This is a genomic window from Trinickia sp. (genome assembly GCF_051953405.1).
In the GTDB taxonomy this organism is placed as follows: Bacteria; Pseudomonadota; Gammaproteobacteria; order Burkholderiales; family Burkholderiaceae; genus Trinickia.
On the sequence record NZ_JBQCIV010000043.1, the window covers coordinates 1 to 22,630 of the forward strand.

A 22,630-nucleotide genomic window follows, 5' to 3' on the forward strand; every position below is an offset into this window, starting at 1 on the left:
ACCGAACTTTTGTCGACGTCGATCGTTTGCTTGGCGGCGGTGATACGGACAGTATCGGTGGCGGTAGTCGGATTGGAAGCGTCGGAGGCTGGGGGCGCTGTCGGTCCTTGGCTTGCGCAAGCCGCAAGCATCAAAACCAACCGTGCACTGAAGATAAATCGCATGAACGTCTCTGCTTCCAAAGCTGGAAATTGCAGGCGATAGTACGAAAGCGTTCCGCTCGCGTCAACAGAAAACGATAAAAAAACCAGTCAAATCCGCAACTTGCCGCATTTTTCCGAAGCATCGAACGAAATTTGCGCCGCATGCGACCTTCGGAGAACGCGTACGAAAGCCGCCTAACGGAAGCGATTTTTCCACTCGCGCATCAAGGTAAACGATATCAGCCGATCCGGTACCGTTTCATGCAGTTGCTCGGCCAGGACCCGCTGGACCGCGGAATCGTCCGATCTTAGAAACGGATTGACGGCGCGTTCGTGGGCAATCGTCGTAGGAAGCGTCGGCACGCCGCGCTCGCGCAAGGCCGTGGCTTCGTCGTGCCACGCGCGCAATTGCGCATTGTCGGGATCGCAAGCCAGCGCGAAACGGATGTTCGAAAGCGTGTATTCGTGCGCGCAATGCACCTGCGTTTCGCCCGGCAACGCGGCCAGCGCGTCGAGCGACGAGAGCATTTGCGCCGGCGTCCCCTCGAACAAGCGCCCGCAACCGCAAGCGAACAAGGTATCGCCGCAGAACACGTGCGGCGTGGCGCCCGGTTGGTCGGCCTGCCCCGCCCGAGCCGCCTGGAAGTATGCGATATGGCCGCGCGTGTGCCCGGGCACGTCGAGCACGTCCAATTCGAGATGGGGGGCGGAAAGCCGAACGCGGTCGCCCCCGGCGACGGGGTGCGTCACGACCGGAATCGCTTCGGCGGCGGGCCCGTAGATGGGAATACGGGTATCGCCTATGAGTGGGGCGACGCCGCCGACGTGGTCGGCATGGTGGTGCGTGAGTAAAATAGCGGCGAGTCGCCAGCCCCGCTTCGCGAGATACGCCCTGACCGGGGCGGCCTCGCCCGGGTCGACGGCGACGGCATCGCGCCCGTCCGATACGAGCCAGATGTAGTTATCCGCAAAGGCCGGCACCGGCACGTATTCGAGCGTATTCATAGGCGACGCACTCACGATGTCAGATCGACCGATTATAGACTGGCCCGCCTGGACGGCCTCGCCGCCGGGACGTTACGTGCTCGACTGGGAACAAGCTCAGCTCGACAGCGTCGTCTCGAACGTGTTCGGCTACCACGCGCTACAGCTTGGCCTGCCGCAGCTCGATGCGTTGCGCGAGAACCGCATGCCGTCGCGTGCGCTCGTGCTGGATGCAGCGAGCGGCGCCAGCGCGCCGTTCGTCTACCCGCCGAGATGGAAGGAAAGCGCCGCGCCCGGGCCCTCGGGGCTTGCCGGGCCGGGCGATCGCTATGGGCCGTCCGCGCGCACGACGCTCTGGTGCGATTTGCTCGACTTGCCGTTCGAGGCGCAAAGCGTCGATCTGCTCGTGATGCCGCACACGCTCGAATTCACGCGCGATCCGCATCGGCTGCTGCGCGAGGCGGAGCGGGTGCTGATGCCGGAGGGGCAGCTCGTAATCCTCGGATTCAATTCGTTGAGCCTGTGGGGGGCGCGCCAGGCGTTCGGCAAGATGACCGGACGGCCGTTCGTGCCGGCCGCACAGGATTTGATCGCGTTCACGCGGATCAAAGACTGGCTCAAGCTGCTCGGTTTCGAGCTTGAACGCGGACGCTTCGGCTGCTATCGTCCGCCCCTCGCCCACGAAAACTGGCTAACGCGCTTCGCCTTCATGGAGGCGGCCGGCGATCGCTGGTGGCCGATTTTCGGCGCGGCCTATATGGTGACGGCGGTCAAGCGCGTGCGCGGGATGCGGCTCGTCGGCGCGATCAAGGCGAAAAAGCCCGTGTTGGCACCGGGTCTCGCACCGGCCGCGACGCACAAAACACCTAACCCGAGAATATGACGTGACTGACGTAACGGAAGTAACCCCCGAGTTCATCGAAATCTTTACCGACGGTGCCTGCAAAGGCAATCCGGGCCCAGGTGGATGGGGCGCCCTGCTCCGCTACGGCACGCAAGAGAAGGAGCTGTTCGGCGGGGAAGCGAACACGACGAACAACCGGATGGAGATCATGGCCGTGATCGCCGCGCTCGAAGCGCTGAAGCGGCCCTGCAAGGCGATCGTCCATACCGATTCGCAGTACGTGCAAAAGGGTATCAGCGAGTGGATTCACGGCTGGAAGAAAAAGAACTGGATGACGGCGGCGAAGACGCCGGTCAAGAACGCCGATCTTTGGAAGCGTCTGGACGAACTCGCCGCGCTGCATCAGATCGAATGGCGCTGGGTGAAGGGCCATGCGGGGCATCCCGAGAACGAACGTGCCGATGCGCTGGCGAACCGCGGCGTTAGCGCGCTGGCGGAAAGTTGAAGCGTTTGGCCGAGCGGTTTGGGTCGGGATCGCCCGGATTAGGTCGGGCCGGCTCGGTTGGTTTTGCTTTGCTTTGATTTTTGTTTCGAGCGTCGTTCGGCTGCTGGCTAGCCGCGGCGTTCGCACTGCTTACACACGAGACACACGAATATGCGTCAAATCGTTCTCGATACGGAAACGACGGGTCTAAACGCACGAACGGGCGACCGCATCATCGAAATCGGCGGCGTCGAACTCGTGAACCGGCGTCTCACGGGCAACAATCTGCATTTCTATGTCAACCCCGAGCGCGATAGCGATCCGGGCGCCCTCGCCGTCCACGGGCTGACGACGGAATTCTTGAGCGACAAGCCGAAGTTCGCTGAGATCGTCGATCAGTTGCGCGACTACCTGCGCGATGCCGAGCTGATCATCCATAACGCGCCGTTCGACTTGGGCTTTCTCGAAGCCGAGTTCTCGCTGCTTGGGCTGCCGCCGTTCAAGGAGCACTACGCGGGGGTGATCGACACGCTCGTGCAGGCAAAGGCGATGTTCCCCGGCAAGCGTAATTCGCTCGATGCGCTTTGCGACCGCTTCGGTATCAGCAATGCGCACCGGACGTTGCACGGGGCGCTGCTCGACTCGGAATTGCTGGCCGAGGTGTATCTGGCCATGACGCGCGGGCAGGAAAGCCTTGTCATCGATATGCTGGGCGAAGCGCCGGCGCAGCAGTCGGCCGCGGTGGCCGCGGGCAATGTGGTTTCGGTGGAAGGGCTTGTTTTACCGGTGCTCGTGGCCGACGAAGCGGAGCTGGCCGCGCATGAGGCGGTGCTGAACGATCTCGACAAGGCAATGAAAGGCACGAGCATCTGGCGACGCGAGCCGGCACCGGAAACTGCTGCCGATTCGGCCGATGTGCGAGTCGCGTAAAAATTGCTTTGACGAACGGATGAACCTCTGACATAATTCGAGGCTCTTCGGGTGGTTAGCTCAGCGGTAGAGCACTGCCTTCACACGGCAGGGGTCACTGGTTCGATCCCAGTACTACCCACCAGGATTAAAAGGGTAAAAAACCCGAAGAAACAAAGGGTTACGGCTAAACACCGTAGCCCTTTTTCATTTCTGCTCGCCGCCTCGCGCAGCATTTTGAGTCCCGCCGAGTCCTGCACGCGTCCTACGGTTTTTGCTTGGTTCGCCCCGAGCGGGATTGCTCAGGCACTTAATTCTACCCTGCCGGACGCGCACGGCAGTTGCCGCTTTCGCCGCCAGCCCGCTTGTCGTGCCTTTCCCCTGAAGTATCATGAGCAAAAGAAAAGGGGACCACACGTGAAGACCGCCCTCCCGCTGCTCGCGCTCGTGATTGCCGCATCGATCTGCCGCGCTGAGGAACCAGATAGCGTCACGGCCAGAAAAATGGCCGATTGCACAGTTCCGGCCGTAGTTGGCATCAAGATGTATGAAGCGGATCAACGTATCGCCGATTTGGTCCCAACGACCATGCCATTGCTGACAAGGATGCAAGCGCTCGTGGCAAAAGCGCACAACCCCAAGCAGCCTGTAGGGGAACAGCTCTCCGGCGAAGACAACGAGGAGTTCGGCGAAATCCGCAGTCGGTTGATGACGCTTCAGTGGCACCAGCTCATTGAGAGTCGGTACGCCAAGCACATGCAATTGATCGAAAAGATGGATGAGGCGGTTGACACGGCATACCGATGGGGCCGCGAGCCAGACGAGAGCAGCCCTGACTTCATGGCGGACGCAACGCCTGCTGTTCTGCAACAGGTTAACCCAATCAACTCCTTCGCCCCACCCGCAGGAGACCACTGCACATTGCTGTGGGCGCTACACTTGCAAGAACAGCCGTCTCTGACGGCCCTCAACGGTCGAGAATTGGACGCCGCAGTGGCTCAGGTGAAGCAGCTTCAACTGAAATACAACACCCAGCACGTCAATCGCAGCGCTTTGTCCACGGGCGATCAGCGCGTGTTTGACGATGCGCAGGCCACCCTCCAGCGGCTGCAACGAGAGGCGACGCACGCTCAAGAAATCGAGCAGATAAAGATGATGGCAGAGGCCGCAGAAACTATTTATACCGCCAGCATGAAAGAGTTGGAACAGAGCGCGGGCGACCCGAACTCCTCGATCAACACCCTACAAAAAATGCAGCACGAGGGGCGAATTTCGGCTCAAATGGCGACGCGCATAGGAGTGTGGAGCAAGCTCGACGAGAAATACCCGAGTGATCAAGCCATAGAGATGCAACAAATGCAGAAAGCGATGGCCGCCACGCCTGGCAAATAACACGCCAAGCACGCCGCCTGCCCTGTTTAGGCCGTCGCTGGCCGAACGCTCGTGCGAGTGCCGCTACCTAAGACCCGAGCGGGACGCGACCGCCCCGGACGAACACGCTATAGAGCGCGTTTCGCCACGCTGCTGGGCCGACGCCCGGAGCGCTTCGCGATCAAGTGTCCAGCCCGACCAAAAATAAAGGCCGCAGAGCCTGCGCGGCTCGCGACCCGCACCGAACCCTCAACCGACCCGCACGAAGCCTGAAGGTCACTTCCTAGCGCGTTTGACCGGGCTCGATGGCCTGACAGTCATCGCCCCCTTCGTCCGCCGCGTGCGCCCTTGCCGACTGAGCCGGGTTTGAACGTGTTGAGCCTCAAGGGCGGCGGCTCGTACCCCGCATTCCGCTCACACTCCCGCAGATAGCCGCGCATGTCTTTATGCGATGGGAATTTGTCGGTGATGAACACTTGACCCAACTCCTTTTCGGCGCGGTACAACGTCGCGAGCGATTCGACCTTATCCCAGTCATCATGGCTGCGCTTGATACCCTTCGAATCAGTGAAGCCATCGATAGCGCCGCTCATCATCGCTATGTGCTTGAGCGCGTCCAGGCGCATCGCTGGCGGCGCGTCATCGTTCGCTGCAATCTCACCGTACATGCGCAGGACAATTCCCATGAGCATCTTGAATCGATTGTGCGCGACCGTTTCGCTCATGCCCATCATTTCGAACATTTCGATTTCCTCTTGAGTAATTTAAATTTTCGCTTCGCCGCGCGCCCTTCTTGCATCCGGTCCCATAGCGCCCATCCGTGTCGCGCGACTTCGTTCAAGGCAAGGATGACCGCGACGTTGGCCATGAGGGCGCGGGCGATTTCTTCCACCTTGTCGAGTACGTCTTTCCCTTCGATCACGCTGCCGCCTGCTCGCTGAGGAATTCGAGCGAGAGGTCATACGGTAGAGACTTGATCGCCTTGGCCTTAAATTCGTCATACGCGGCCGCGTACTGCGTGCGGATGGTGTAGCGTCCGCCGTCCGTCAGTCGCGCGATGTATTCCTCAACCGTGTGGGTGATCTCGCCCGTATCGGCGAGGAAATCCAGAATCGACAGATACGTGAGAACGGAAGCTCTGGAGTTGCCCCTATGGAACGGCAATGACATCTGGTACAAGTTGGTGTCTTCGCGCTGACCGTTGAAGAATGCGATGCTGAAAGGCGCGGCCGAGGACATCGCGCCGGATGCGTAGAACACGCCGCTGTACAGGCGGATGTTTCCTTGTGAAGTGCGCACCGCACCGCCATGAAAACCGAAGTGGTCATAGTCGATGCGCGTGTGCCTCATGATCTCGCCAAGGCTTAACGCGCCCCACATCGAGGCGAACAGAACTTTGGCGCGGCTCTCTTTGCTGATGTTCATGATCGTTCGTCGCTTGGATTTCGGAGCCGCGCCTGTGCGAGCGCGCGGCTTCGGCGGTTGCTTACTTGCTCGACTTCAAAATGTCGTAGCTGGTCGCTGGTTCGTCTGGGAGACCTTGTCGCACGCGCTCAGGATTGATCGCACCGAGCATTTCAGCCGCGCGCTTGCGCGTTAGCTCGATGCGGCGCGCGTCCAGAATGAGCGGGTTGTGGATCGAGCCGAGTGCGGCGTCCATGCCGGGAACATTCAGTTGGTTGTCTTTACCGGACATTTCGCTCCAGCGTTGCTCGATCAGCTCATCAGCAACCTTGCCTATGGCTTCGATGACCTTGCGGAAAGCCGCCATCACACGCGGATCGTTCGCGAGTGCGGCTAGTTCCGGGTCCGTCTGCGCCTCTGCGCTATCTCGAATCTTGATAAGAGCGTCCAGGCCCTTCGTTGTAACCATGAGCATGTCCGCTACGCGGGCATAACGCGTCTGAAACCGTTCACCGCCAACCGAGTTCTTCGCCGCGCGACGTGTCGCGCCGTTGTTTCCGTCTCCCGCGAATCGCGCCTGTCCTGCAATGCCTAAGATGGAAGGGATCACGCCTTGCACTCCTGCCTTGATGCCGGGTGCGGCAACGTCTTGTGCCTTTCTTGCGCGAAAGTTGTGCGGGATTTTGTCGTGGACCATACGGGTTGTCATGATAAGGACTCCTAAGTGAGTGATGAAAGATGAAGTGAAACGATGCTCGCCCTGCAACGACAGCGAACAGTTCGCTGTCCGCCTCGATATATTCGCTGCGATTAATGTCCGGATACACCCACCGAACACGAGGAAATCGCCGCCCAAACAGGCGCGGCCATCCCATCAGGTGTCAGCCTTTCACGCCGCTCGAATAATGGTTCAATACGGCAAGCATCCCCTTATTCAGCTGCCGCTGAACCTCTTCGGCAACAGCCTTCGGATCAGTCGTGCCGTTAATAGAGATGTTAAATACCGGGTTGAATTGACCTTTCGTCCACTCCTGCCCGCCTGCCTGCTGCGACGACACGATCTGCTGGCCCCACTGTTTCAGAGCGGCGTACTCTTGCTGCTTGGTGCGCAAATCCATCTGTAACTTTGCAAACGCACCGGGCGCCACACCGGGCTGCGGCCCTGCGGCAATCTGCTGCTGAAGCCGGTTGATCGCCAACTGGTCCCCGGCCATTGCCTGCGCGTACGCATAGCCCGCGTCGCCCGCCGTCACGCTACCGAGTTGAATCTGCTGGAGTTCAACGCCAAGCACGCCAGCGATTGCTGCCTGTGCCACTCGAAGGTTCATGCTGCCGCGAGACTGCCCGATGCCATTCGCCGTACTGCCGTAGTTTTTCGCGACCTTATCGACATAGTGCGCATCGCTGTTGCCGTTGTACCCATTCAGCGCAGCCTCCATATCGCCCTTATGGATGCGTAGCTGGTCAGCGAGCACAAAAGCACCCACGTCTATGTTCGCGGCAGCATCGCGCGCATCACGGCCTTCGCCCAGCTTCTTCCAATTCCCCTTAGTCACCTGCATCAACCCCATCGCGCCGGTCGGGCTAACCGCGTTCGGATCACCGCGAGACTCGGTCATCATGATCGCGTACAACATCTGCGGATCGAGGTGATACTTGTTCGCAGCGGCAAGTATGTCGTCCTTGTACGCGCTGCTCTTCCAGCCTACCGTGCCGCCGCCTCGAAGCATGCCCGCTTGGTTTGTCGAGGCTCCGGGGATGCCGTTCGCCTTACCGATCTCACCGGCCCAAGCAGCCCAGGCCTGCTGGAGATTCATGCTATTGGAGAAACTATTGACCGCACTTGCGAAGATGTTCGCCGCAAGCGACATCTGGTTTGCCGTGGCCATGCCTTGCTTGTTTTGCTCGTCCTCCTTGGACACGAGTGCATTCTTGTAGGCTTGTTCCTTCTTGGCGTCCTCTTCTGCTTTTTGCTGCAATTGCTTTTGCTTCTCCGCACCCGCTCCGGTCGGAAGGTCCGGCAGATTGACGCGGTGCCCGTTTTGGATCGCGTAGCGTCCCTGGTTGTATGTCGGCGCGGGTCCGTTCGGATCGACGTAGTTCGGATTAGGCGTAAGCGTGCGCCCCGGTCCTACGATGTACTTGTGGCTTGAATCGTTCGCCGCTGTGGCGGTGGTCGCCGTGTTAAACAGGGTGACGAGATTCGTCACCCATTCCAAGAACTTGTCCGCAGCAGGCAGTAGCTTCTCTCCAAGCGCGATCTCAAGCTCATTGATGTTCTCTTTGAACTTGGTCAATTCAGCGTTGAATTTGTCGAGAGAATCTTGAGCCTGCGTGCGGTTTTCGATTTCCGCCGTGGTCACGTCTGTGATGTTCGACATACCCGCCGAACCCTGCTTCTTGACGGACAGCAGCCAGTTAGGGTCCATGCCTGCGAAGCGGGCGATGCCCTGCACATCCGCGTCTGACTTTCCGTGCAGAGTAGCCGCGAGTTGCGACAGCCTCTGCACGGTTCCCGTAGGGCTTCCAAAAGTGCCGACGTCCACCCCGAGTTGCCGCATGAGGCGCGCCTCTCGGCCAATGTGCGACGGGTCGCCGTACGCCGTGCTCGCCAGTGCGGAGAACTGCTTGATGCCCTCTGCGGCTTGATCGCGGCTAACGTAGCCGCCACCGGTACGCTGGAGTTTGCGCTGGTAGTCTTCGAGACGGATCGAGGAAATGCCGAATTCTTGCCCCAGTTGCCGCTGCTGGTTGAACTGCGCCCGAAGATCCAGCACGGACTTCACGCCAACAGCAAGCATCGCGATACCGGCTGCGGCTGCGGCGAACTCGGCCCCCATCGTCTTCACTGCGGCAGAAACCGCTTCGACCCCAGGCGCGAGCTTGTTCAACTCGGTTGCAGCACCGCTCGCGAATTCCTTAAAGCCGCCGCCTGCGTCCTTGCTTCTCCTCTTCACGCCGTCCATCTTCTCGTGAAGCTTTTCGAGCCGCGCTACCGAGTCACGCAAATCGACGGTGTACTGGAGCACGAATTTATCGAGGTCGTCAGCCATAATTACCTCACAGTGTTTAGGCAGAACTTAATGAACGTCGCTGAAGAGCACGACGAATTGATGATTTGCTTCGCGCAGATCGCGGCTCACTACCGCGCCGCCCGTCAGGTCGAGTTCCGAGCCATCGGGGAAGTAAATGGTGGCGGCGATCTTGTCGAATCCGGACCGGCGCGAGATCGTGGTGTAACGACCTGCGCTGTATTCGGTGACTGGGAAAGCCGCCATATCACGCGCAGCCTCGCACTGCGGACGAAGATTGAACGCGACGCGAGCACCGCGCGATGAACGCTTAGCCGCGCCGTCCACAATATCCACTTCGACTGTTGCGAAGTCCCTGGAACTTTGAATCGCGCGCCCAGCGCCGAACTCCCAGTCACCGATACAGAACCCTTCAGGGAAGGTCTGCGGAGATTTCAGGAACGCGCCCATTCTGTCGCCTTCGAGGTGATTGATCATTTCTGGTCTCCGAGATTTAAGCCGCTGGGTTCGCGTTGACCGTTCCGTAAAACGCCTCATCGCGGCTGGCAAGGTCGTAGTCCAAAGAAGAAACGATGTACGAATGATTGAGTGACGGATTCGTGGTTGATTTCAAATTCACCTGACCCGCCAATAGAATTTGTGGATCGAACATGGACCTAAACTGAACGCCGTACTCCGTCCAAAGCGGCATTCCGATGAACTCGCTCACCGTGGTAACGCCGCGACTCGCGACGACCTTATTGATGTCGGTAACAATCAAGTCGTTGTTATCGATGAAGGCGGCAACTGCCGGGCGATACAGGCTTTGGATATCAAGCAGCAAGTCTTCGACCGTGTGAGCCGAGCCGCCTGGATTCGATATGACCTTGTTGTCATACGACGTTTGGCAAACCACCCTATCAACACCCATCTGCGCCCCGGCCCACTGCACGTAGCTCTTGAACGTCGTGCTTGAAGGAGCGAAGCCCGTTATGAACTTGAGCTTGTTGATCTGATGCTCGAAGCAGTGAATCATCACCCCCTGATTCGGCGGCGCTCCAATCGGCTCCACGTGAACGATCGCTCCTTGAAAGATGATCGTGGAATTGTTGCCGTTGTTGGGGTCTCCGTTGTTTAAAGCGGAGGATGTGCTGTTCAAGTAGCCCGCCGTGATTGTCACTTGGCAGTATGAGTCCGCAGCGTTTGCCGCGCCCGTCTCAATCTGGCGTTTGTTGAATGCGGTAAAGCTGGACAGGAGTTGTTGCCGCAACGACTGCGTGAGGTTGAATACGGTGATTTCGGCGCTGTTCTGGATCGCCAAGGCGTCTTTGTGGATGTTGACGTGCAGCGCCAACGTTTGATCCAGCGTGACAAGTTGCCCCGATTGAGGCAGCTTGATTTCGACCTGTAGGAAGCGTTGACCGAGCGGCATGCTATGCCCCCTCCTTCTTCGGCACGAGACGTTCCGGCAGCGCGTACTTTGCGCCGCGCGGGCCGTTCGTTACGCGCACTGCTGCCGCATCCTTCATCGCCTTCCCTAGCGCGCGGATCGTGATTCGCTCCGTATAGCCGACGCGTTGCGCCGCGCTGTAAATGTCGCCCGCTTGCACCGTGCGGCGACCGTCCTTCATTACGCCCAGCCGCGCTGCTGCGATGATCGCGGGGAGCGCTTCGTCCAGGCTCTCGAACCTTTGTGCGCTCATGATTTACGCCGCCTCCATATCGCGCTGGAAACGCGCCTCTCGCTCGCGAACCTTCTGACGTTCCTCGCGTCGTTGCGCGGCGAACTCGCTGTACAACTTCTCGTCGCGGGCCGAATGGCGGAATGCGGCTTGCACAACGTCCGCACTGTCCTCGGGTGCCGTGAACGTATGGAGGCGAACGCTCAGATCCATCGCCACGTCGCGCGTGAACCCTGCGGCTTCCTCGCAGCGCTTGCGGAGTTCCGATCTGATGAATTCCTCGCCGAGCCGCGCGCTCGCTTCGTCCAGCGCTGCTGCGAACGTGTTCGTAGTCTCGAAGGCCGTAGCAGCTTTCGCGATGGCTTCGGGTGCGCCATACAGGGTGCCGCCGAACGAGCAGATAAAGCTAGAAACAGGATCGTTGCCCGTAACGCGGAGTGCGGCGTATAGGTGAAGCTTGCTGCTGCCTACAAACTTGCGGAGAAGGAATGGCAGGCTGAAGTCTTCGGCGATCAGGTCGTGCTCGCCGTTGATGTGGTAAATCTCGTCGAACATAATTAGGATTCCTTACTAAATGGCTTACGTTTTCGGCGAACCGTTCGCCGCGCCCTGTAGACGAACTCTACGCTGGGCCTTTGTGTACGTAACACCACTGTGTTCGCTCGGTATAGTCGCCGCGTCCCCATCGAATCGAGAGGTCACGATGTCCTATGTCCAGCGCGCGCCAGACGTTGAGCCGCCGAGCGAATTTGTCGCAAGTTTCGAGAGGACTAGCACAGCCGTTTTCGATTACCTCTGCCGCTGCCTGACGCTCGCCCCGTATAACCACTACGCGCACCTTGGCTTGGAGCCTGTGGCGAATCGGACGTGCGAAGATGCAGATGAAAGCAAGAGTGCGAACTCAGCGGGGATTAAACGCAGTTGGTCTCGCTCCGATACTCGCGCCGAAAGGGTCGTGAGACACGCTGTAAGCGTGATGAATCTGGACGGTGTGGAGAGGGAGTATGCATCGGTGCGCGCGGCCTTCGAGGCGCTGCACTTGCCGCTGGCGAAGCACGTCAGGTTTCGCCTGGCACTAAAGGACGCTGGGGCGCTGAGTTTCGAGCATCGCAACGAGGTCTACGCCTTCCGTCTCGTCGCACGCCGTTGAACTCGCCTAACGGTACACACTACAACACCGGGATTTGGCGACGCACCGGGGCAAATATCACAAGTTAATGTCCGCCGCAACGATGATTTCGTTATGTATGGTCTCCACCGAGCGGAGGAAAATCGCTTGCGTCGGACATTAATGTTTGCGTAAATGGCGGCGCAGTCGATGCAGTGGGTGTCTGGGACACTTTGCGCGCTACTAAGCTACTACTAACGGAACGCGATTCGGGCGGGACGTTAAAGGCGAAGGCCGCGAACCCTGGCGAGAGTAGCGCGGCCTTCTGTGTGAAACCAACACGCTGCAACGCGCTGCCATCGAGGCGATGGTTAATGGATGGCTTCAATGTTTAGTATAGCCGCGCGGCGTGTCTGTAGGAGTCCTAAATGATTCATCACCTGTACGACGCGCTGCGCTTGGGCGACCTTTATACGTCGCTTTGCCTGTGGGTGATCGCAGATGTAATCCACGACATGGGCGAGCACTTTTTGAATATGGAGTAAGCCGATATGGCGCAAACCATCACGATTTCTGCGCAAGTTCCGGTCGATCTAGCCGCAGCGGTTAGGCCGATCCTAGAGCGCGAGCGGATCACCATGTCCACGCTGATTCGAACCGTCCTAACGCATATCGAAACGACCGGCAATCTGCCCGTCGCGATTTCCGAGAACGAGCGCGGCGTGCGGCGTATGGCGACATTCTTTGGGTAAGTGGACTCTTTGCGGGTTCACGCGCGGCGATACTCTAGCCGCTGTGTAGTTGTAAACCGTAAGACCGAAGTGTTTGGCGAGTTCCGATGTACGCGCTGTGGGCCGGTTCGGCCAAAAGAAAAGCCGCTGAGGCGTGAACCTGAGCGGCTTCAAGTTTCGGGGTATGCGGCCCCACAACCAACGTTCGGAGCTTATTTTGAATGATGCCAATGACCGCGTAAAGGACGCGGATGTGGAATTTTCCCCTACGAATCCGACACTTGAAGTGTTCAAGCGATACCCGAATGCCAACTACAGAGGGCACGGCATGTACAACGTCCCATATAACGCAGACGGTGACACATATTCTGTCGATGAAGACGGGATCAACCTTGGAAACGTCGGTTGTCTCGCGAAGTACAACGCGCGACAAAAGGCTACGCGCGCGGACCAGTCCAAAGCCCTTCTCGAAAGCGAGATTGCTCAGCGGCGCGCCGTTCGGCACAACCCGGAGATCAAGACGCTGTGTGAACGCGCTGCCGCTCTTAACGATGCGCAGTTGATCAAGTTCGCGGACCTGCAACCGGACGGCATGACTAAAGCCGAAGCCAAAGCACGCCTCGCCGCTGGCGGAGTTGTGGCGACGGGTCCGGCAGATACCGAAATCAACCTACAACGCTTTTTCGACGCGATGTTTGTTGGCGGTAAGATTGATGAGGTTCACTACGATACTGCCGGCTGCGTCGTGCGCGATGAGCATGGCAACGAGATCAACGATGAATGGGCTGCGCGCGACCTACTCGAAGCCGCACGCGCGGTTAAATTCCGTGGCGCTACAACGACCTTTCTGGTTGACACACTGAAGAAGTGGAGCCGCAGCCACAAATTCAACGATATACGCGACCGATTCACTATGCGGCTGTCAGACGTAGACACGGATGGCGAGCGTCGCTTGGACACCTTCTTCATCAACCACTTTTCGTGTTTCGATACGGCGGACACGCGCCTGTTCAGCAAATATTGGTTCGTCTCGACGTACATGAGAATTGTGCAGCCCGGTTGCTTTTGCCCGACAACTTTGGTGCTAATCGGCGGCCAGAACTCAGGCAAGTCGAATTTCTGGCGGCTCGTGAACAAAGCGATCATCGGGCGTGACGATGCTTCGACCGTTGCATTCGACCCCGCCGCAAAAGAATTCACGCGCTTTCTGCGCGGTATTTCGGGGCGCTCGTTTATCGCTCACATGGGCGAGATGACCAATTTCGGCAAGGTCGACCTGGCACGTTGGAAAGACTTCTCCACTGGCTCGGAAGACACGTTCGATCAAAAGTTTCGCGACTCGAAGGAACTCAAGCGTCAATGGATCTTCGGCGGTGACTCGAACGAATATGACGGATTCTGGCGTGATAACGCGGATACGGATGAGCAAGGCAATTCGCAAGGCGAGCGGAGGATGTATCCGATCTTCGTAGGGCAAACCTCCGACACCGGCAGCGTACGCTGGAACGCCGAGCATCAAGTCTCGTATGAGGACTTCGAGGACAAATTCATGAAGACCATGTACGAAGCTCAGATGTGGGTCGAGCAGTACGGCGAGGACGGCTATGCCGCGCTGTGCCAGGATGTGATTAGGATGGTCAGGGCGTTCTCGAAGTCGGAGAAGGAGAAGGATCAAGGCACAGTTCGTGTGAAGGACTTCGACGAATCCATCAACCGCGTGTTGGGCAAGTCGGCGCGCTCAGTTGGGAAGGTAAAAGTGGGTGACGAGGTAGTCTATGGCGTCAAGTTCTTCAACTCCGATTTGAAGCGTGCGTACAGTCAGCATCTTCCCGGCGGTAAAGGGATTACCCCGCAAGGCATCACCAAGAAAATGGCTGCGATGGGTGCTGTCGTTGGTCGAGATACCGGCGCAAACGTCACATGTTATGTCTTTGACATCGAGACGATCTATGGCAAGGAGAAATCCATGAAAATGCTGGCCGAAGGTCCGCTGACGGATGCGCGTGTAGCCCAAGATGCCTCGTGCTTGCTCGCAGCCTTTGACAAGAAGTTTGTGACGGACAATCTAACTGAAGAACCGGAAAAGAGGTCTGACGAAGCGTTTTGACGCATCGCGACAGATACACTCTGATCGCATCGAGGCTGCGGCTGCGAGGTCGCGGCCTCTTCTACATTGATTCGGTGTATCTTGCGATCGGAAATGACCTACCGGAGAAGAGGCGAATTCTCCGGCCGAGAAAATTCTCCGGCCATAATTTTCGTTACGAATCAATAACGTATCCTGAATAAACCGGAGAACCGGACCGGAAAAGATTCTCCGGCTATTATTGGCTTAGCAAATTTATTTCTTCGTTCTTCTCTACTCTTTTCTATTCTCCGGTTCTCCGGTTCTCCGGTAAGTCCTCGTATCGACTTGATTCGAAAGGGGTTTCCGACCGGACTTGGTCCACCGGAGAATTGCACGCGGCAGGTTCTCCGGTGGAGCACCCACTTGCGACCAATCACCAGCACTCCGTGCGGCCCGCTGCGCGGACCCTAGCCACTAGGCGTGGGCCTCAACCTCACACCGCGCGGCAAGCATCACCGCTCGCGCCTGCGGCCCCGACATAGCGCGGCTGAGACTGTCGCCATTGATCCGCCGACCAAGACGAACGGTGCGATGCTCATCCAGTCCCTTCCTACGCGCGGCAGTCACAACGCACACGTCACAGGCCCCGAGGGCACGCTAGGACGGCACCAGGACTTGCGCCCGAGCGACGGCCGCAAGCGCCCTCCCCGAACGCACCCTAGACCGCGACATTAGACGCAAGCAAGATAGCGCGCGTAGACACTGGCAAGACGAGCCCACCATGGACCGAACGATCCCTACTCATGGCTACATCGACGAAGGCCTGCGCAAAGCGTATGACGCCTATGTCGATAACATCATGCGCGGCGTATCCCCGCACGAGGCCGCTCTACGCGTGGGCCTTCTTCCGGAGAAAGTTGAACAGTGGGTCCGCGCGGCCGAGTGCGATCCGTACATCATCGAGCGCAAGCGTGCCGCGATGAAGACGCTTGACGCACGCACGGTTTGGTCTGCGGAGACGGCGGTGATCCACTTGTTGCGACTGGTCGAATCACCCTACACGAAGGACTCTGCAAAGGTCATGGCCATCGACCGCCTGAACGTGTTGCTTGGCATCACGATCATCGACGACAAGGGCAACACGCGCAAGATCGGCCGCACGCTCGCCGACTTCTACGAGGATGTAGCAGGCAGCGGCGCGGTGCCGGGAGCGCAACACGATGTCCAACGTCATTAATCCGTGGGTTACGATCGCGCGAAGTATCGGCGGTGATCGCCTGCTCGCCGACCTTGCTGCCGCGTCAGACGCATCCGTCATCAACGCGCTGCGGATCGTTAGCGGTACAGCACAGCCGGACAGCGACGAGTGGCGCGAGTGGGCAGCATCATTGAGCGAGCGTGAAGGACTTGCGCTTTGGCTCATTGATCATCGCAAGTGGCCCGAACCAGGTTCACCGGTCGGCAACATGCTGTATGCGCACCTCCAAGCCCAAACGAAGAGGAATTGATACATGGGATTCTTTGAGAGTCTGTCCAAGGGAGCCGTTGCGAGCGCGGCGAATACCGAGACAAGGGCCAGTGCGCCGGAAGCCGACAGAACACCGTTTTCGATGTATCCGACCAGCGAACCGCTGACCCGCGAGACCGCGACCGAAGCCCCGGCGATGCAAGCGCGACCGGAACGCGTCACGCGGCCAGCGCGCACCTTCTTCGACAGTGGCGATCAGATGTACAACGCGCTCGGATTGCGGACGGGGCCGATCAGCGTCCTATCGACGCACCGCGCACCGCTGAGCCAACGAGCGATTGCCCTCACGCGGCAGGAGCAAGAGAAACGAGCATGGCGCGGCTTCGAAGCGATGCTCAATTTGTTTAACCATAAACTTTAGGAGTCCTAACATGATTGCCCTCACGCACCCCACCATCACGAACGCGAGCAACGTGCAAGCCTTGCTCGATGACGATACGACCAATGCACTGCTCGTCCAGGCCCTCGACATGACGCCCGCCGAGCGCACGACGCGAGCGAATGACCTGGAGCGCTTCGCCGTTCACAGCGGCAAGGGAATCCTGCAAACGCTGGCGGGCGTAATCCGCCATCTAAGCGCCATGGACATCGTGGCGATCAAGAAGACTCTGGCAGCGGCCTGACCGCCCCGCTCGCGTCCGTTCGCTGACGCAGGCCAATCGCCGCACGCCCTAGACCGCCTGTCTAGGGCAGTCGTGCTAATCGATGTAACGAAGAAAGCTTAAATGGAGCCTCTTTGCCTCGTCCGTGCGGACTAGAAACTGGGCCGAGCGCTCGCATTCAGTCGCCACGACCTTAACTACAAAGGTGCGCTCTCCTACGTCCTTCAAGTCGAATGGATCGCCGGGAAAGGCGCCAGTGGGTAATGGAGTGCTGAATCGGAATTTGTCGATATGATCCCAGTGCGCGGCGATATCGACCAATTCTTCAGGATCGTCATATCGAAGTCGAAAGGGGCCGTGGCCAAGCAGTTTGCGATCCGCCCCAGGTATGTCAGGTGCCGGGTTAATCTGCTCGACGTAAACCTTGCAATTCGAAAGTGTCTTGCCGCCAGCGTTTCTCACGCCGATCCGCACGGTACTAAGTACGTGCCCCTGTTGAAGCTCGGTGATGTGGTACGGCGCATTTGGTGCCGTGGAGACCTCGATCTTCGGCTCTGCGGAGAGGACCGGCGCGGGCGCTACACCGGACGCGCGCACCCATCCGTCCAGCTTGTTCTTTCTCGCAAGGTCGGCAATGGCTTTCGGCACTTCAATATTGATGTCCTTGATGTGACTTACTTGAGCGCATAGCTTGCTCGTCACCAGCGCGCGAAACTCCTTGTATGCCCGAGAGTCGTCCTGCTCCATCACGTTCCTACCGTGCTGCCGCACTTTCTCATCAAGCATTTCATCGGTCAGATACAAGGCGAAAAGCGGCTTCTTTGTCTGGACGGCATACTCATATTCAAGCTGGATGTAGCTCTTTCCCGACTGCGGGTGAAGGCTGCCATATCGCCCACCGAGAATCAGCATGAAGATGTCACTCTCGTCAATCCAGCGCCGGATGACCTCCATCTGTTGTTCGTCTGATGCAGCAAACAACTCCATACCAGCCGGGATATGGCCGGAAGAAAGAATCGACATTACCGCCGCCTGCCGCTCGTCTTTCATGTCCGTGTAGGTGGACGAGATGAACACTTGGTATTTCTTATCCATTTCCGACTGGTCTCCGCGAGTTCGCGACTAGGTGACCAGAAGTCTATCACTCGGCAAAACCAGCCCCGAGCATGCAAAGAACACGGTCATTGCCCCAATGGACATACCCATCCGTCGCGCAAATACAACGGCCGCCGAGTCCTGCACGCGTCCAGTCGCGCGCACGTCACAAAGCCCAATTGCCGGCGACTGCCCTCAATAGGCAGTTGCACGCGGCGATCTTTCTTTCGCTGTAACCAGCCGCTCATAAAGTCTCGATAATCGCCGCAGTTCCACAAAAGAAGTCATCAACAAACGGAGAACGCGAATGAAATTCAAGATCGCAGGACAATCAAAGCAGGCTGCCGCAGCTATCGCGCTCGCGGCCATCTCATCGATTGCAATCGCAAAGGCCACGTGGCTACAGACATCGTCAGGGCAAGAAGGTGACGGGCCGGATCGCGGGTTGCACGTGCAGTACGTCTTGCCATCGAGCATCAAAGTGCTCAGCGACGGATTCCGCGAGGCATTTTTGAAGGATGTTTACTCGCCACCTATCCACGATCCGTTTACAGGCTCCGATACGGCATTCACTATCGAGAAGGTCGAGGTCAATTGCAGCAACATCAGCTACGGCGTCATAGCAGAAATGGACTTCGACAAAAGCATGACGCCGCTATCCGCAACCACAGGGGCGTGGGACAAGACGAAGCCCGTATGGTCACTGAGTGGCATGGAACGCCTCGCACCAACCGCCGTGACCTATCGAACAGCGCAATACATCTGCAAGGCAGCGAGTTAATTACGCCCCTACTGAGCAAGGACTGCCCGGGCACCGCGCGCAACGGTCAAGGTACGAACGAAACGCAAAAACGCAGAGATGGGAAAGGAGTGGCCCTATTCGGCGTCAGTTGTCTTCGGGTGGTCCAAGAAGAATAACTCGGCACAAGGCCGTGCATGGACGTCCTCCAACCGCTGGCGGTCTGACCCACCATCTCCCGTCTTATGCTTGCGCTCCATAAGTTGCTGCTACAACTCATGGATCTGAGGTGGACGCGTCTGTGAAGATAGCGCCCAACAGCCGTATTTGACGTTATTCCCGGTACATCATCCCCGCAGGATCAGACAGTCACTGGTAGCAGCCAGCGCGAATGGTGGGGGAATTCAAAAACTGGCTTAACACGATGCCCTCCTTTGAAAACCCCACAATCGGGTGAGAAAGATTTTCGCATGGGGGCCTGCCGCTCGGCAATATCCTCTGACAGCGCGGGTGATACTGCCGTATAACGGCTGTCGGAATCGCGCGGCTAGGCCATCACCGGAGCCGCGCGCCGGTCGTAGGACTTCGAGCGTTACAGCATCGCCACCAGATCGTCGGCCTTGAGGTGGACGTATCGTTGAAGCATGCGGATGTCCTTGTGGCCGGAAAGCGTCGCCAATTGGATCGGATTCCAGCCCTTCTCGCGCGCCAATCGACTTAGGCACGTGTGGCGGCAATCGTGGAAGTGAAAATCAGCAATGCCGCAACGCTTCACGAGCCGGATGAATTGGCGCTTTAGCGTCTCGCCGGTCAGCGAAGCAAACACGCGTCCGGTGTCCTTTGGCAACGATTCGAGCGCGGCGAGCGCCTTGGGCGATAACGGCACGTCGCGCGGCTGATCCGTCTTCGTGCGCGGCAGGTGGATAACCCGCCGCTCCCAATCGATGTCGGTCCACTTCGCGTTCATTATTTCGCCAGCGCGCATAGCCGTCTCCAGGGCGAAAACGATAACCGGGCGCAACGATGTGTTCGCTTCGGCCAGCAGCGTCTTCTCTTCGGACGGCTTCAAGATTCGATCACGATGCGGCGGACTCTTCGGACGAGCAACCTTGATCGTCGGGATGTCCGCGCAGCCCCACTCCGCACGAGCTAGATTCACCGCCGCGAGCAGCAAGTTCATCTGACGCGCGACCGACGAGCCAGCGCGGCCCTCCATCTGCCCATCACGCCACGCCGCCACTTTCGCCGCGTCCAACTGCGCCAGCGGAGTCGACACAAACTCACGGCACTCTCGAAGCCAGCGGCGAACAGTCATCAGTTCGATGTCCCCGCCCCGCTTCTTCGGGCTGACCTCCTCGGCGTAGCGCCGCAGGACGTCTGCAAGGGTGTTTAGGCCGTCCGCGCGCGGCTTCGCAGCGGTCGGCACCTCTCCACGGTCGAAAGCCGCTTCTTGCGCCCGTATCCACTTCTCACAATCGCGCTTGTCGTGGAAGGTTTTCGTAAGACTCGGGAAGCCCTTGCGCCGGACCTTCCCCTGAAATGTTACGTCCCCGTTTTTTGCTACGTACTTGCTGATCGTTCCCATCTGCGTTCGCACGCACAGAGTCCTGTACGCGTCCTATGAACGCAAAAACCGCCCGGAAAGGTGCGCGGCTCCTGGGTCTTTCACTGCCTTCACACGGCAGGGGTCACTGGTTCGATCCCAGTACTACCCACCAGATTCATGGGTATGTAGGAAGCCCGAAGAATAAAGGCCCTCTGGCGTAAGCCGAGGGCCTTTTTCATTTTGGCGTTCGAAAGTGGCTAACGGCGCATCCACCAGAGAACATCCCGGGAACGCAAATCCCCTACTACGGAAAAGTCATCGTCCGATGAAACGCAAACTGGCATACGTCGGGGCGGCACTAGTGCTCACTTTGCCCGTCTATCTTGCTCTCGCGAACTTCCCTCCGCTCGAAAACCTGTTCCTTTACCACGATGCGTGGAAAGCGTTCACGCCATTATTTGCGCTCGGAAACGCCATAGGTATCCAAGACGACGGCGCGATCGTAGAAACAACCATGTTTGTCGTTAGTTTCTTACTCGCACTCGCCATCGTCGCCAGGGGAGGCAAGCTGCTACTGAGGCAGCGAACGTAGACCGGCGTGTCGATCCAAGGGATGGCCCACGGGGACGCGCGAAGGACTATCCCCGGGCTACGATGTGTACGAACGGGTCGAGATTGCGAACCTGGTACGCGAGCGTCACGACTGGTCTTTCGCGCGCTTCCGATACGGTTCGATTCTTCGGGCTTCCCGCACCCACTAAATCTCCACGACAATCCCCTCGCCTGCCGCGAGCCGATTGTCGCCGTTGTCGAGCACCCGGCCGTCGCCGCCCGCAAGCGTCGATAGCAGCACGACACCCGCCCGCGTGCGCACCGTAGCTTCCTCGCCTCCCATGTTCAGTGCGATCAAAAGCTGTCGATCCCCGTCGCGACGTTCATAGGTCAGCACATCGCCCTGCGCCGTCACGTTTTCGATCGTGCCCCGGACAAGCGCCGGATGCTCGCGCCGCAGCGCCAACAGACGACGATAGAGCGACAACATACTCGATGCGTCGCGCTCTTGGTCGCGCACGCTAGTAGCCGCGCCAACCGGCAACCACGGCCGGCCGCTCGTAAAACCGCCGCTCGGCAGCGAGCCGTCCCACGGCATCGGCGTACGCTCCGGATCGCGTCCCTGCCCTCGGCCCGGTTGCCGAAGCTCCGCCGGATCGCGAATCTCGTCTGGCGCAATATCGCCATCCGTCATTGCGAGTTCGTCGCCGTAATACAGCGTCGGCGTGCCGCGCAGGGTCAGCAGCAGCACCGCGGCCACGCGCGCCTGCAGCATGCCGATGCGCGACGCCACGCGCGGATTGTCGTGATTGCCGAGCACCCAGTTCGGCCATGCATGTTCGGGCAACGCGCTGTCGTAATCGCGTATCAGGCTCGCGACCTCGCTTGCGTTCCATCTTGCACTGAGCAGTTGGAAGTTGAACGGCATATCCGCCCCCTCGCCGTTCGCACCGTAGTACTTCACGAGCTGCGGTACAGGCAGGTAGATTTCGCCGATCAGCACGCGCTCGCCGTACTCGCCGAGCGTGGCACGCATCGAGCGCACGATGTCGTGCACTTCCGGTTGATCCTCCGTGTAAGTCTGCAATAGCCGATGATGTTCCGGCTCGCCCGGCCGATACGCCGGATTGGGCGGATTGTCGCGAAACTGCGCGTCCTTAATCAGTAACCAAAGCACATCGACACGAAATCCGTCGACGCCGCGGTCCAGCCAAAAACGCAGCACGTTGTCCATCGCACGGCGGACGTCGGGATGGCGCCAATTGAGATCGGGTTGCTCGCGCAAGAACGCGTGGTAGTAGTACTGCCCCGTACGCCCGTCCCATTCCCATGCCGAACCGCCCATCCGACTCAACCAGTTATTGGGCGGTCCGCCATCGGTTGCCGGATCGCGCCAGAGATACCAATCGCGCTTCGGATTGTCGCGTGACGAACGGCTTTCTTCGAACCAGGGGTGTCGGTCGGACGTGTGATTCGGCACGAAATCGAGCAACACCTTGAGCCCAATCCCGTGGGCGTGGTCCACCAATTGCTCGAATTCGGCAAGCGTGCCGAACATGGGGTCAATATCGCAATAGTCGGCCACGTCGTAGCCGAAATCGGCCATAGGAGACGGGTAGATAGGCGAGATCCAGACAGCATCCACGCCCAACCTCACGACGTAGTCGAGACGCGCGGCGATGCCCGGCAGGTCGCCAATGCCATCGCCGTTGTTGTCCTGAAACGAGCGCGGATAGATCTGGTAGATGACGCCGCGTTGCCACCATTTCAGCTCCGACATGACCATTCCTCTCAACGATTCATCGCTTTGACGCCAATAGCAAACCGCA

Annotated in this window: 25 protein-coding genes, 1 tRNA gene and 1 pseudogene; 14 read left to right on the forward strand and 13 right to left on the reverse strand. The window is 58.9% G+C overall.

Going from position 1 to position 22,630, the window contains the following annotated elements; all coding sequences use genetic code 11:
* Together ACTHN9_RS06770 and gloB are read right to left on the reverse strand one after the other, a co-directional pair.
* Positions 1-164: pseudogene (locus tag ACTHN9_RS06770) on the reverse strand (transglycosylase SLT domain-containing protein); the annotation flags it as partial.
* A 174-nt stretch (positions 165-338) separates the two neighbouring features.
* Complete coding sequence (gene gloB, locus ACTHN9_RS06775; RefSeq protein WP_440535989.1) at positions 339-1,148, reverse strand: hydroxyacylglutathione hydrolase; 810 nt, start codon at positions 1,146-1,148, stop codon at positions 339-341.
* Positions 1,149-1,164: 16 nt separating this feature from the next.
* Here gloB and ACTHN9_RS06780 point away from each other — a divergent pair, with 16 nt between their 5' ends.
* The 5 genes from ACTHN9_RS06780 (at position 1,165) to ACTHN9_RS06800 (ending at position 4,756) form a co-directional block, all read left to right on the forward strand.
* Positions 1,165-2,010, forward strand: a complete 846-nt coding sequence (locus tag ACTHN9_RS06780) for a class I SAM-dependent methyltransferase (protein ID WP_440535990.1) — start codon at positions 1,165-1,167, stop codon at positions 2,008-2,010.
* 1 nt (position 2,011) lies between these two features.
* A complete protein-coding gene (rnhA, locus tag ACTHN9_RS06785; RefSeq protein ID WP_440535991.1) occupies positions 2,012-2,476 on the forward strand; it encodes a ribonuclease HI in 465 nt (154 codons plus the stop codon).
* A 150-nt stretch (positions 2,477-2,626) separates the two neighbouring features.
* Entirely contained in the window at positions 2,627-3,385 is a 759-nt protein-coding gene (gene dnaQ, locus ACTHN9_RS06790) for a DNA polymerase III subunit epsilon (protein WP_440535992.1), read from the forward strand.
* 49 nt (positions 3,386-3,434) lie between these two features.
* A tRNA-Val gene (locus ACTHN9_RS06795) sits at positions 3,435-3,509 on the forward strand.
* A gap of 272 nt (positions 3,510-3,781) precedes the next feature.
* Positions 3,782-4,756 carry a hypothetical protein gene (locus ACTHN9_RS06800; protein ID WP_440535993.1) on the forward strand — a complete coding sequence of 325 codons (975 nt, stop codon included), beginning with the start codon at positions 3,782-3,784 and terminating at the stop codon, positions 4,754-4,756.
* 296 nt (positions 4,757-5,052) lie between these two features.
* Here the strand turns inward: ACTHN9_RS06800 and ACTHN9_RS06805 are convergent, their stop codons facing one another.
* The 8 genes from ACTHN9_RS06805 to ACTHN9_RS06840 form a co-directional block, all read right to left on the reverse strand.
* Complete coding sequence (locus tag ACTHN9_RS06805; RefSeq protein ID WP_440535994.1) at positions 5,053-5,478, reverse strand: hypothetical protein; 426 nt, start codon at positions 5,476-5,478, stop codon at positions 5,053-5,055.
* Between the two features lie 175 nt (positions 5,479-5,653).
* Positions 5,654-6,160, reverse strand: a complete 507-nt coding sequence (locus tag ACTHN9_RS06810) for a hypothetical protein (RefSeq protein ID WP_440535995.1) — start codon at positions 6,158-6,160, stop codon at positions 5,654-5,656.
* 61 nt (positions 6,161-6,221) lie between these two features.
* Positions 6,222-6,848 (reverse strand): hypothetical protein, encoded by a 627-nt coding sequence (locus ACTHN9_RS06815; RefSeq protein ID WP_440535996.1) that lies wholly within the window; start codon positions 6,846-6,848, stop codon positions 6,222-6,224.
* 172 nt (positions 6,849-7,020) lie between these two features.
* Positions 7,021-9,192: a transglycosylase SLT domain-containing protein gene (locus ACTHN9_RS06820; protein WP_440535997.1), complete on the reverse strand. Its 2,172-nt coding sequence runs from the start codon at positions 9,190-9,192 to the stop codon at positions 7,021-7,023.
* 27 nt (positions 9,193-9,219) lie between these two features.
* Complete coding sequence (locus ACTHN9_RS06825) at positions 9,220-9,648, reverse strand: hypothetical protein (RefSeq protein ID WP_440535998.1); 429 nt, start codon at positions 9,646-9,648, stop codon at positions 9,220-9,222.
* Positions 9,649-9,664: 16 nt separating this feature from the next.
* A complete protein-coding gene (locus tag ACTHN9_RS06830; RefSeq protein ID WP_440535999.1) occupies positions 9,665-10,582 on the reverse strand; it encodes a baseplate hub protein in 918 nt (305 codons plus the stop codon).
* Position 10,583: 1 nt separating this feature from the next.
* On the reverse strand, positions 10,584-10,853 hold the full coding sequence (locus ACTHN9_RS06835) for a hypothetical protein (protein WP_440536000.1): 270 nt from the start codon (positions 10,851-10,853) through the stop codon (positions 10,584-10,586).
* Positions 10,854-10,856: 3 nt separating this feature from the next.
* Positions 10,857-11,387, reverse strand: a complete 531-nt coding sequence (locus ACTHN9_RS06840; protein ID WP_440536001.1) for a hypothetical protein — start codon at positions 11,385-11,387, stop codon at positions 10,857-10,859.
* 400 nt (positions 11,388-11,787) lie between these two features.
* On the opposite strand from ACTHN9_RS06840, the gene ACTHN9_RS06845 reads away from it, so the two are divergent.
* From ACTHN9_RS06845 to ACTHN9_RS06875, 7 genes are all read left to right on the forward strand, one after another.
* The gene (locus ACTHN9_RS06845; protein ID WP_440536002.1) at positions 11,788-11,982 is read left to right on the forward strand and encodes a hypothetical protein; all 195 of its coding nucleotides are present in this window, start codon (positions 11,788-11,790) and stop codon (positions 11,980-11,982) included.
* 509 nt (positions 11,983-12,491) lie between these two features.
* Complete coding sequence (locus ACTHN9_RS06850) at positions 12,492-12,692, forward strand: hypothetical protein (RefSeq protein WP_440536003.1); 201 nt, start codon at positions 12,492-12,494, stop codon at positions 12,690-12,692.
* Between the two features lie 133 nt (positions 12,693-12,825).
* Positions 12,826-14,778: a VapE domain-containing protein gene (locus ACTHN9_RS06855; protein ID WP_440536004.1), complete on the forward strand. Its 1,953-nt coding sequence runs from the start codon at positions 12,826-12,828 to the stop codon at positions 14,776-14,778.
* Positions 14,779-15,520: 742 nt separating this feature from the next.
* Entirely contained in the window at positions 15,521-15,976 is a 456-nt protein-coding gene (locus tag ACTHN9_RS06860; RefSeq protein WP_440536005.1) for a hypothetical protein, read from the forward strand.
* On the forward strand, positions 15,960-16,247 hold the full coding sequence (locus ACTHN9_RS06865; protein ID WP_440536006.1) for a hypothetical protein: 288 nt from the start codon (positions 15,960-15,962) through the stop codon (positions 16,245-16,247). Before ACTHN9_RS06860 ends, ACTHN9_RS06865 begins: the two co-directional genes overlap by 17 nt.
* A 3-nt stretch (positions 16,248-16,250) precedes the next feature.
* A complete protein-coding gene (locus tag ACTHN9_RS06870; RefSeq protein ID WP_440536007.1) occupies positions 16,251-16,628 on the forward strand; it encodes a hypothetical protein in 378 nt (125 codons plus the stop codon).
* Between the two features lie 10 nt (positions 16,629-16,638).
* Positions 16,639-16,890 carry a hypothetical protein gene (locus ACTHN9_RS06875; RefSeq protein WP_440536008.1) on the forward strand — a complete coding sequence of 84 codons (252 nt, stop codon included), beginning with the start codon at positions 16,639-16,641 and terminating at the stop codon, positions 16,888-16,890.
* A gap of 75 nt (positions 16,891-16,965) precedes the next feature.
* Here ACTHN9_RS06875 and ACTHN9_RS06880 read toward each other — a convergent pair whose 3' ends face one another.
* Positions 16,966-17,964: a DUF4062 domain-containing protein gene (locus tag ACTHN9_RS06880; protein WP_440536009.1), complete on the reverse strand. Its 999-nt coding sequence runs from the start codon at positions 17,962-17,964 to the stop codon at positions 16,966-16,968.
* Positions 17,965-18,271: 307 nt separating this feature from the next.
* Between ACTHN9_RS06880 and ACTHN9_RS06885 the strand changes: the two genes are divergently transcribed.
* Positions 18,272-18,745 carry a hypothetical protein gene (locus ACTHN9_RS06885; RefSeq protein ID WP_440536010.1) on the forward strand — a complete coding sequence of 158 codons (474 nt, stop codon included), beginning with the start codon at positions 18,272-18,274 and terminating at the stop codon, positions 18,743-18,745.
* A 550-nt stretch (positions 18,746-19,295) separates the two neighbouring features.
* Here the strand turns inward: ACTHN9_RS06885 and ACTHN9_RS06890 are convergent.
* A complete protein-coding gene (locus ACTHN9_RS06890; protein ID WP_440536011.1) occupies positions 19,296-20,288 on the reverse strand; it encodes a tyrosine-type recombinase/integrase in 993 nt (330 codons plus the stop codon).
* Between the two features lie 286 nt (positions 20,289-20,574).
* Between ACTHN9_RS06890 and ACTHN9_RS06895 the strand changes: the two genes are divergently transcribed.
* A complete protein-coding gene (locus tag ACTHN9_RS06895; protein ID WP_440536012.1) occupies positions 20,575-20,841 on the forward strand; it encodes a hypothetical protein in 267 nt (88 codons plus the stop codon).
* Between the two features lie 165 nt (positions 20,842-21,006).
* On the opposite strand, the gene ACTHN9_RS06900 is transcribed toward ACTHN9_RS06895, so the two are convergent.
* A complete protein-coding gene (locus ACTHN9_RS06900; RefSeq protein ID WP_440536013.1) occupies positions 21,007-22,581 on the reverse strand; it encodes an alpha-amylase family glycosyl hydrolase in 1,575 nt (524 codons plus the stop codon).
* Positions 22,582-22,630: the final 49 nt, after the last annotated feature.

Excerpts from the sequence above, each read along its gene's own strand:
- gloB (WP_440535989.1), bottom strand. The coding sequence starts at position 1,148 with ATGAATACGCTCGAATACGTGCCGGTGCCGGCCTTTGCGGATAACTAC.
- ACTHN9_RS06780 (WP_440535990.1), top strand. The coding sequence starts at position 1,165 with ATGTCAGATCGACCGATTATAGACTGGCCCGCCTGGACGGCCTCGCCG.
- dnaQ (WP_440535992.1), top strand. The coding sequence starts at position 2,627 with ATGCGTCAAATCGTTCTCGATACGGAAACGACGGGTCTAAACGCACGA.
- ACTHN9_RS06805 (WP_440535994.1), bottom strand. The coding sequence starts at position 5,478 with ATGTTCGAAATGATGGGCATGAGCGAAACGGTCGCGCACAATCGATTC.
- ACTHN9_RS06810 (WP_440535995.1), bottom strand. The coding sequence starts at position 6,160 with ATGAACATCAGCAAAGAGAGCCGCGCCAAAGTTCTGTTCGCCTCGATG.
- ACTHN9_RS06815 (WP_440535996.1), bottom strand. The coding sequence starts at position 6,848 with ATGACAACCCGTATGGTCCACGACAAAATCCCGCACAACTTTCGCGCA.
- ACTHN9_RS06820 (WP_440535997.1), bottom strand. The coding sequence starts at position 9,192 with ATGGCTGACGACCTCGATAAATTCGTGCTCCAGTACACCGTCGATTTG.
- ACTHN9_RS06825 (WP_440535998.1), bottom strand. The coding sequence starts at position 9,648 with ATGATCAATCACCTCGAAGGCGACAGAATGGGCGCGTTCCTGAAATCT.
- ACTHN9_RS06830 (WP_440535999.1), bottom strand. The coding sequence starts at position 10,582 with ATGCCGCTCGGTCAACGCTTCCTACAGGTCGAAATCAAGCTGCCTCAA.
- ACTHN9_RS06835 (WP_440536000.1), bottom strand. The coding sequence starts at position 10,853 with ATGAGCGCACAAAGGTTCGAGAGCCTGGACGAAGCGCTCCCCGCGATC.
- ACTHN9_RS06840 (WP_440536001.1), bottom strand. The coding sequence starts at position 11,387 with ATGTTCGACGAGATTTACCACATCAACGGCGAGCACGACCTGATCGCC.
- ACTHN9_RS06850 (WP_440536003.1), top strand. The coding sequence starts at position 12,492 with ATGGCGCAAACCATCACGATTTCTGCGCAAGTTCCGGTCGATCTAGCC.
- ACTHN9_RS06860 (WP_440536005.1), top strand. The coding sequence starts at position 15,521 with ATGGACCGAACGATCCCTACTCATGGCTACATCGACGAAGGCCTGCGC.
- ACTHN9_RS06865 (WP_440536006.1), top strand. The coding sequence starts at position 15,960 with ATGTCCAACGTCATTAATCCGTGGGTTACGATCGCGCGAAGTATCGGC.
- ACTHN9_RS06870 (WP_440536007.1), top strand. The coding sequence starts at position 16,251 with ATGGGATTCTTTGAGAGTCTGTCCAAGGGAGCCGTTGCGAGCGCGGCG.
- ACTHN9_RS06875 (WP_440536008.1), top strand. The coding sequence starts at position 16,639 with ATGATTGCCCTCACGCACCCCACCATCACGAACGCGAGCAACGTGCAA.
- ACTHN9_RS06880 (WP_440536009.1), bottom strand. The coding sequence starts at position 17,964 with ATGGATAAGAAATACCAAGTGTTCATCTCGTCCACCTACACGGACATG.
- ACTHN9_RS06885 (WP_440536010.1), top strand. The coding sequence starts at position 18,272 with ATGAAATTCAAGATCGCAGGACAATCAAAGCAGGCTGCCGCAGCTATC.
- ACTHN9_RS06890 (WP_440536011.1), bottom strand. The coding sequence starts at position 20,288 with ATGGGAACGATCAGCAAGTACGTAGCAAAAAACGGGGACGTAACATTT.
- ACTHN9_RS06895 (WP_440536012.1), top strand. The coding sequence starts at position 20,575 with ATGAAACGCAAACTGGCATACGTCGGGGCGGCACTAGTGCTCACTTTG.
- ACTHN9_RS06900 (WP_440536013.1), bottom strand. The coding sequence starts at position 22,581 with ATGTCGGAGCTGAAATGGTGGCAACGCGGCGTCATCTACCAGATCTAT.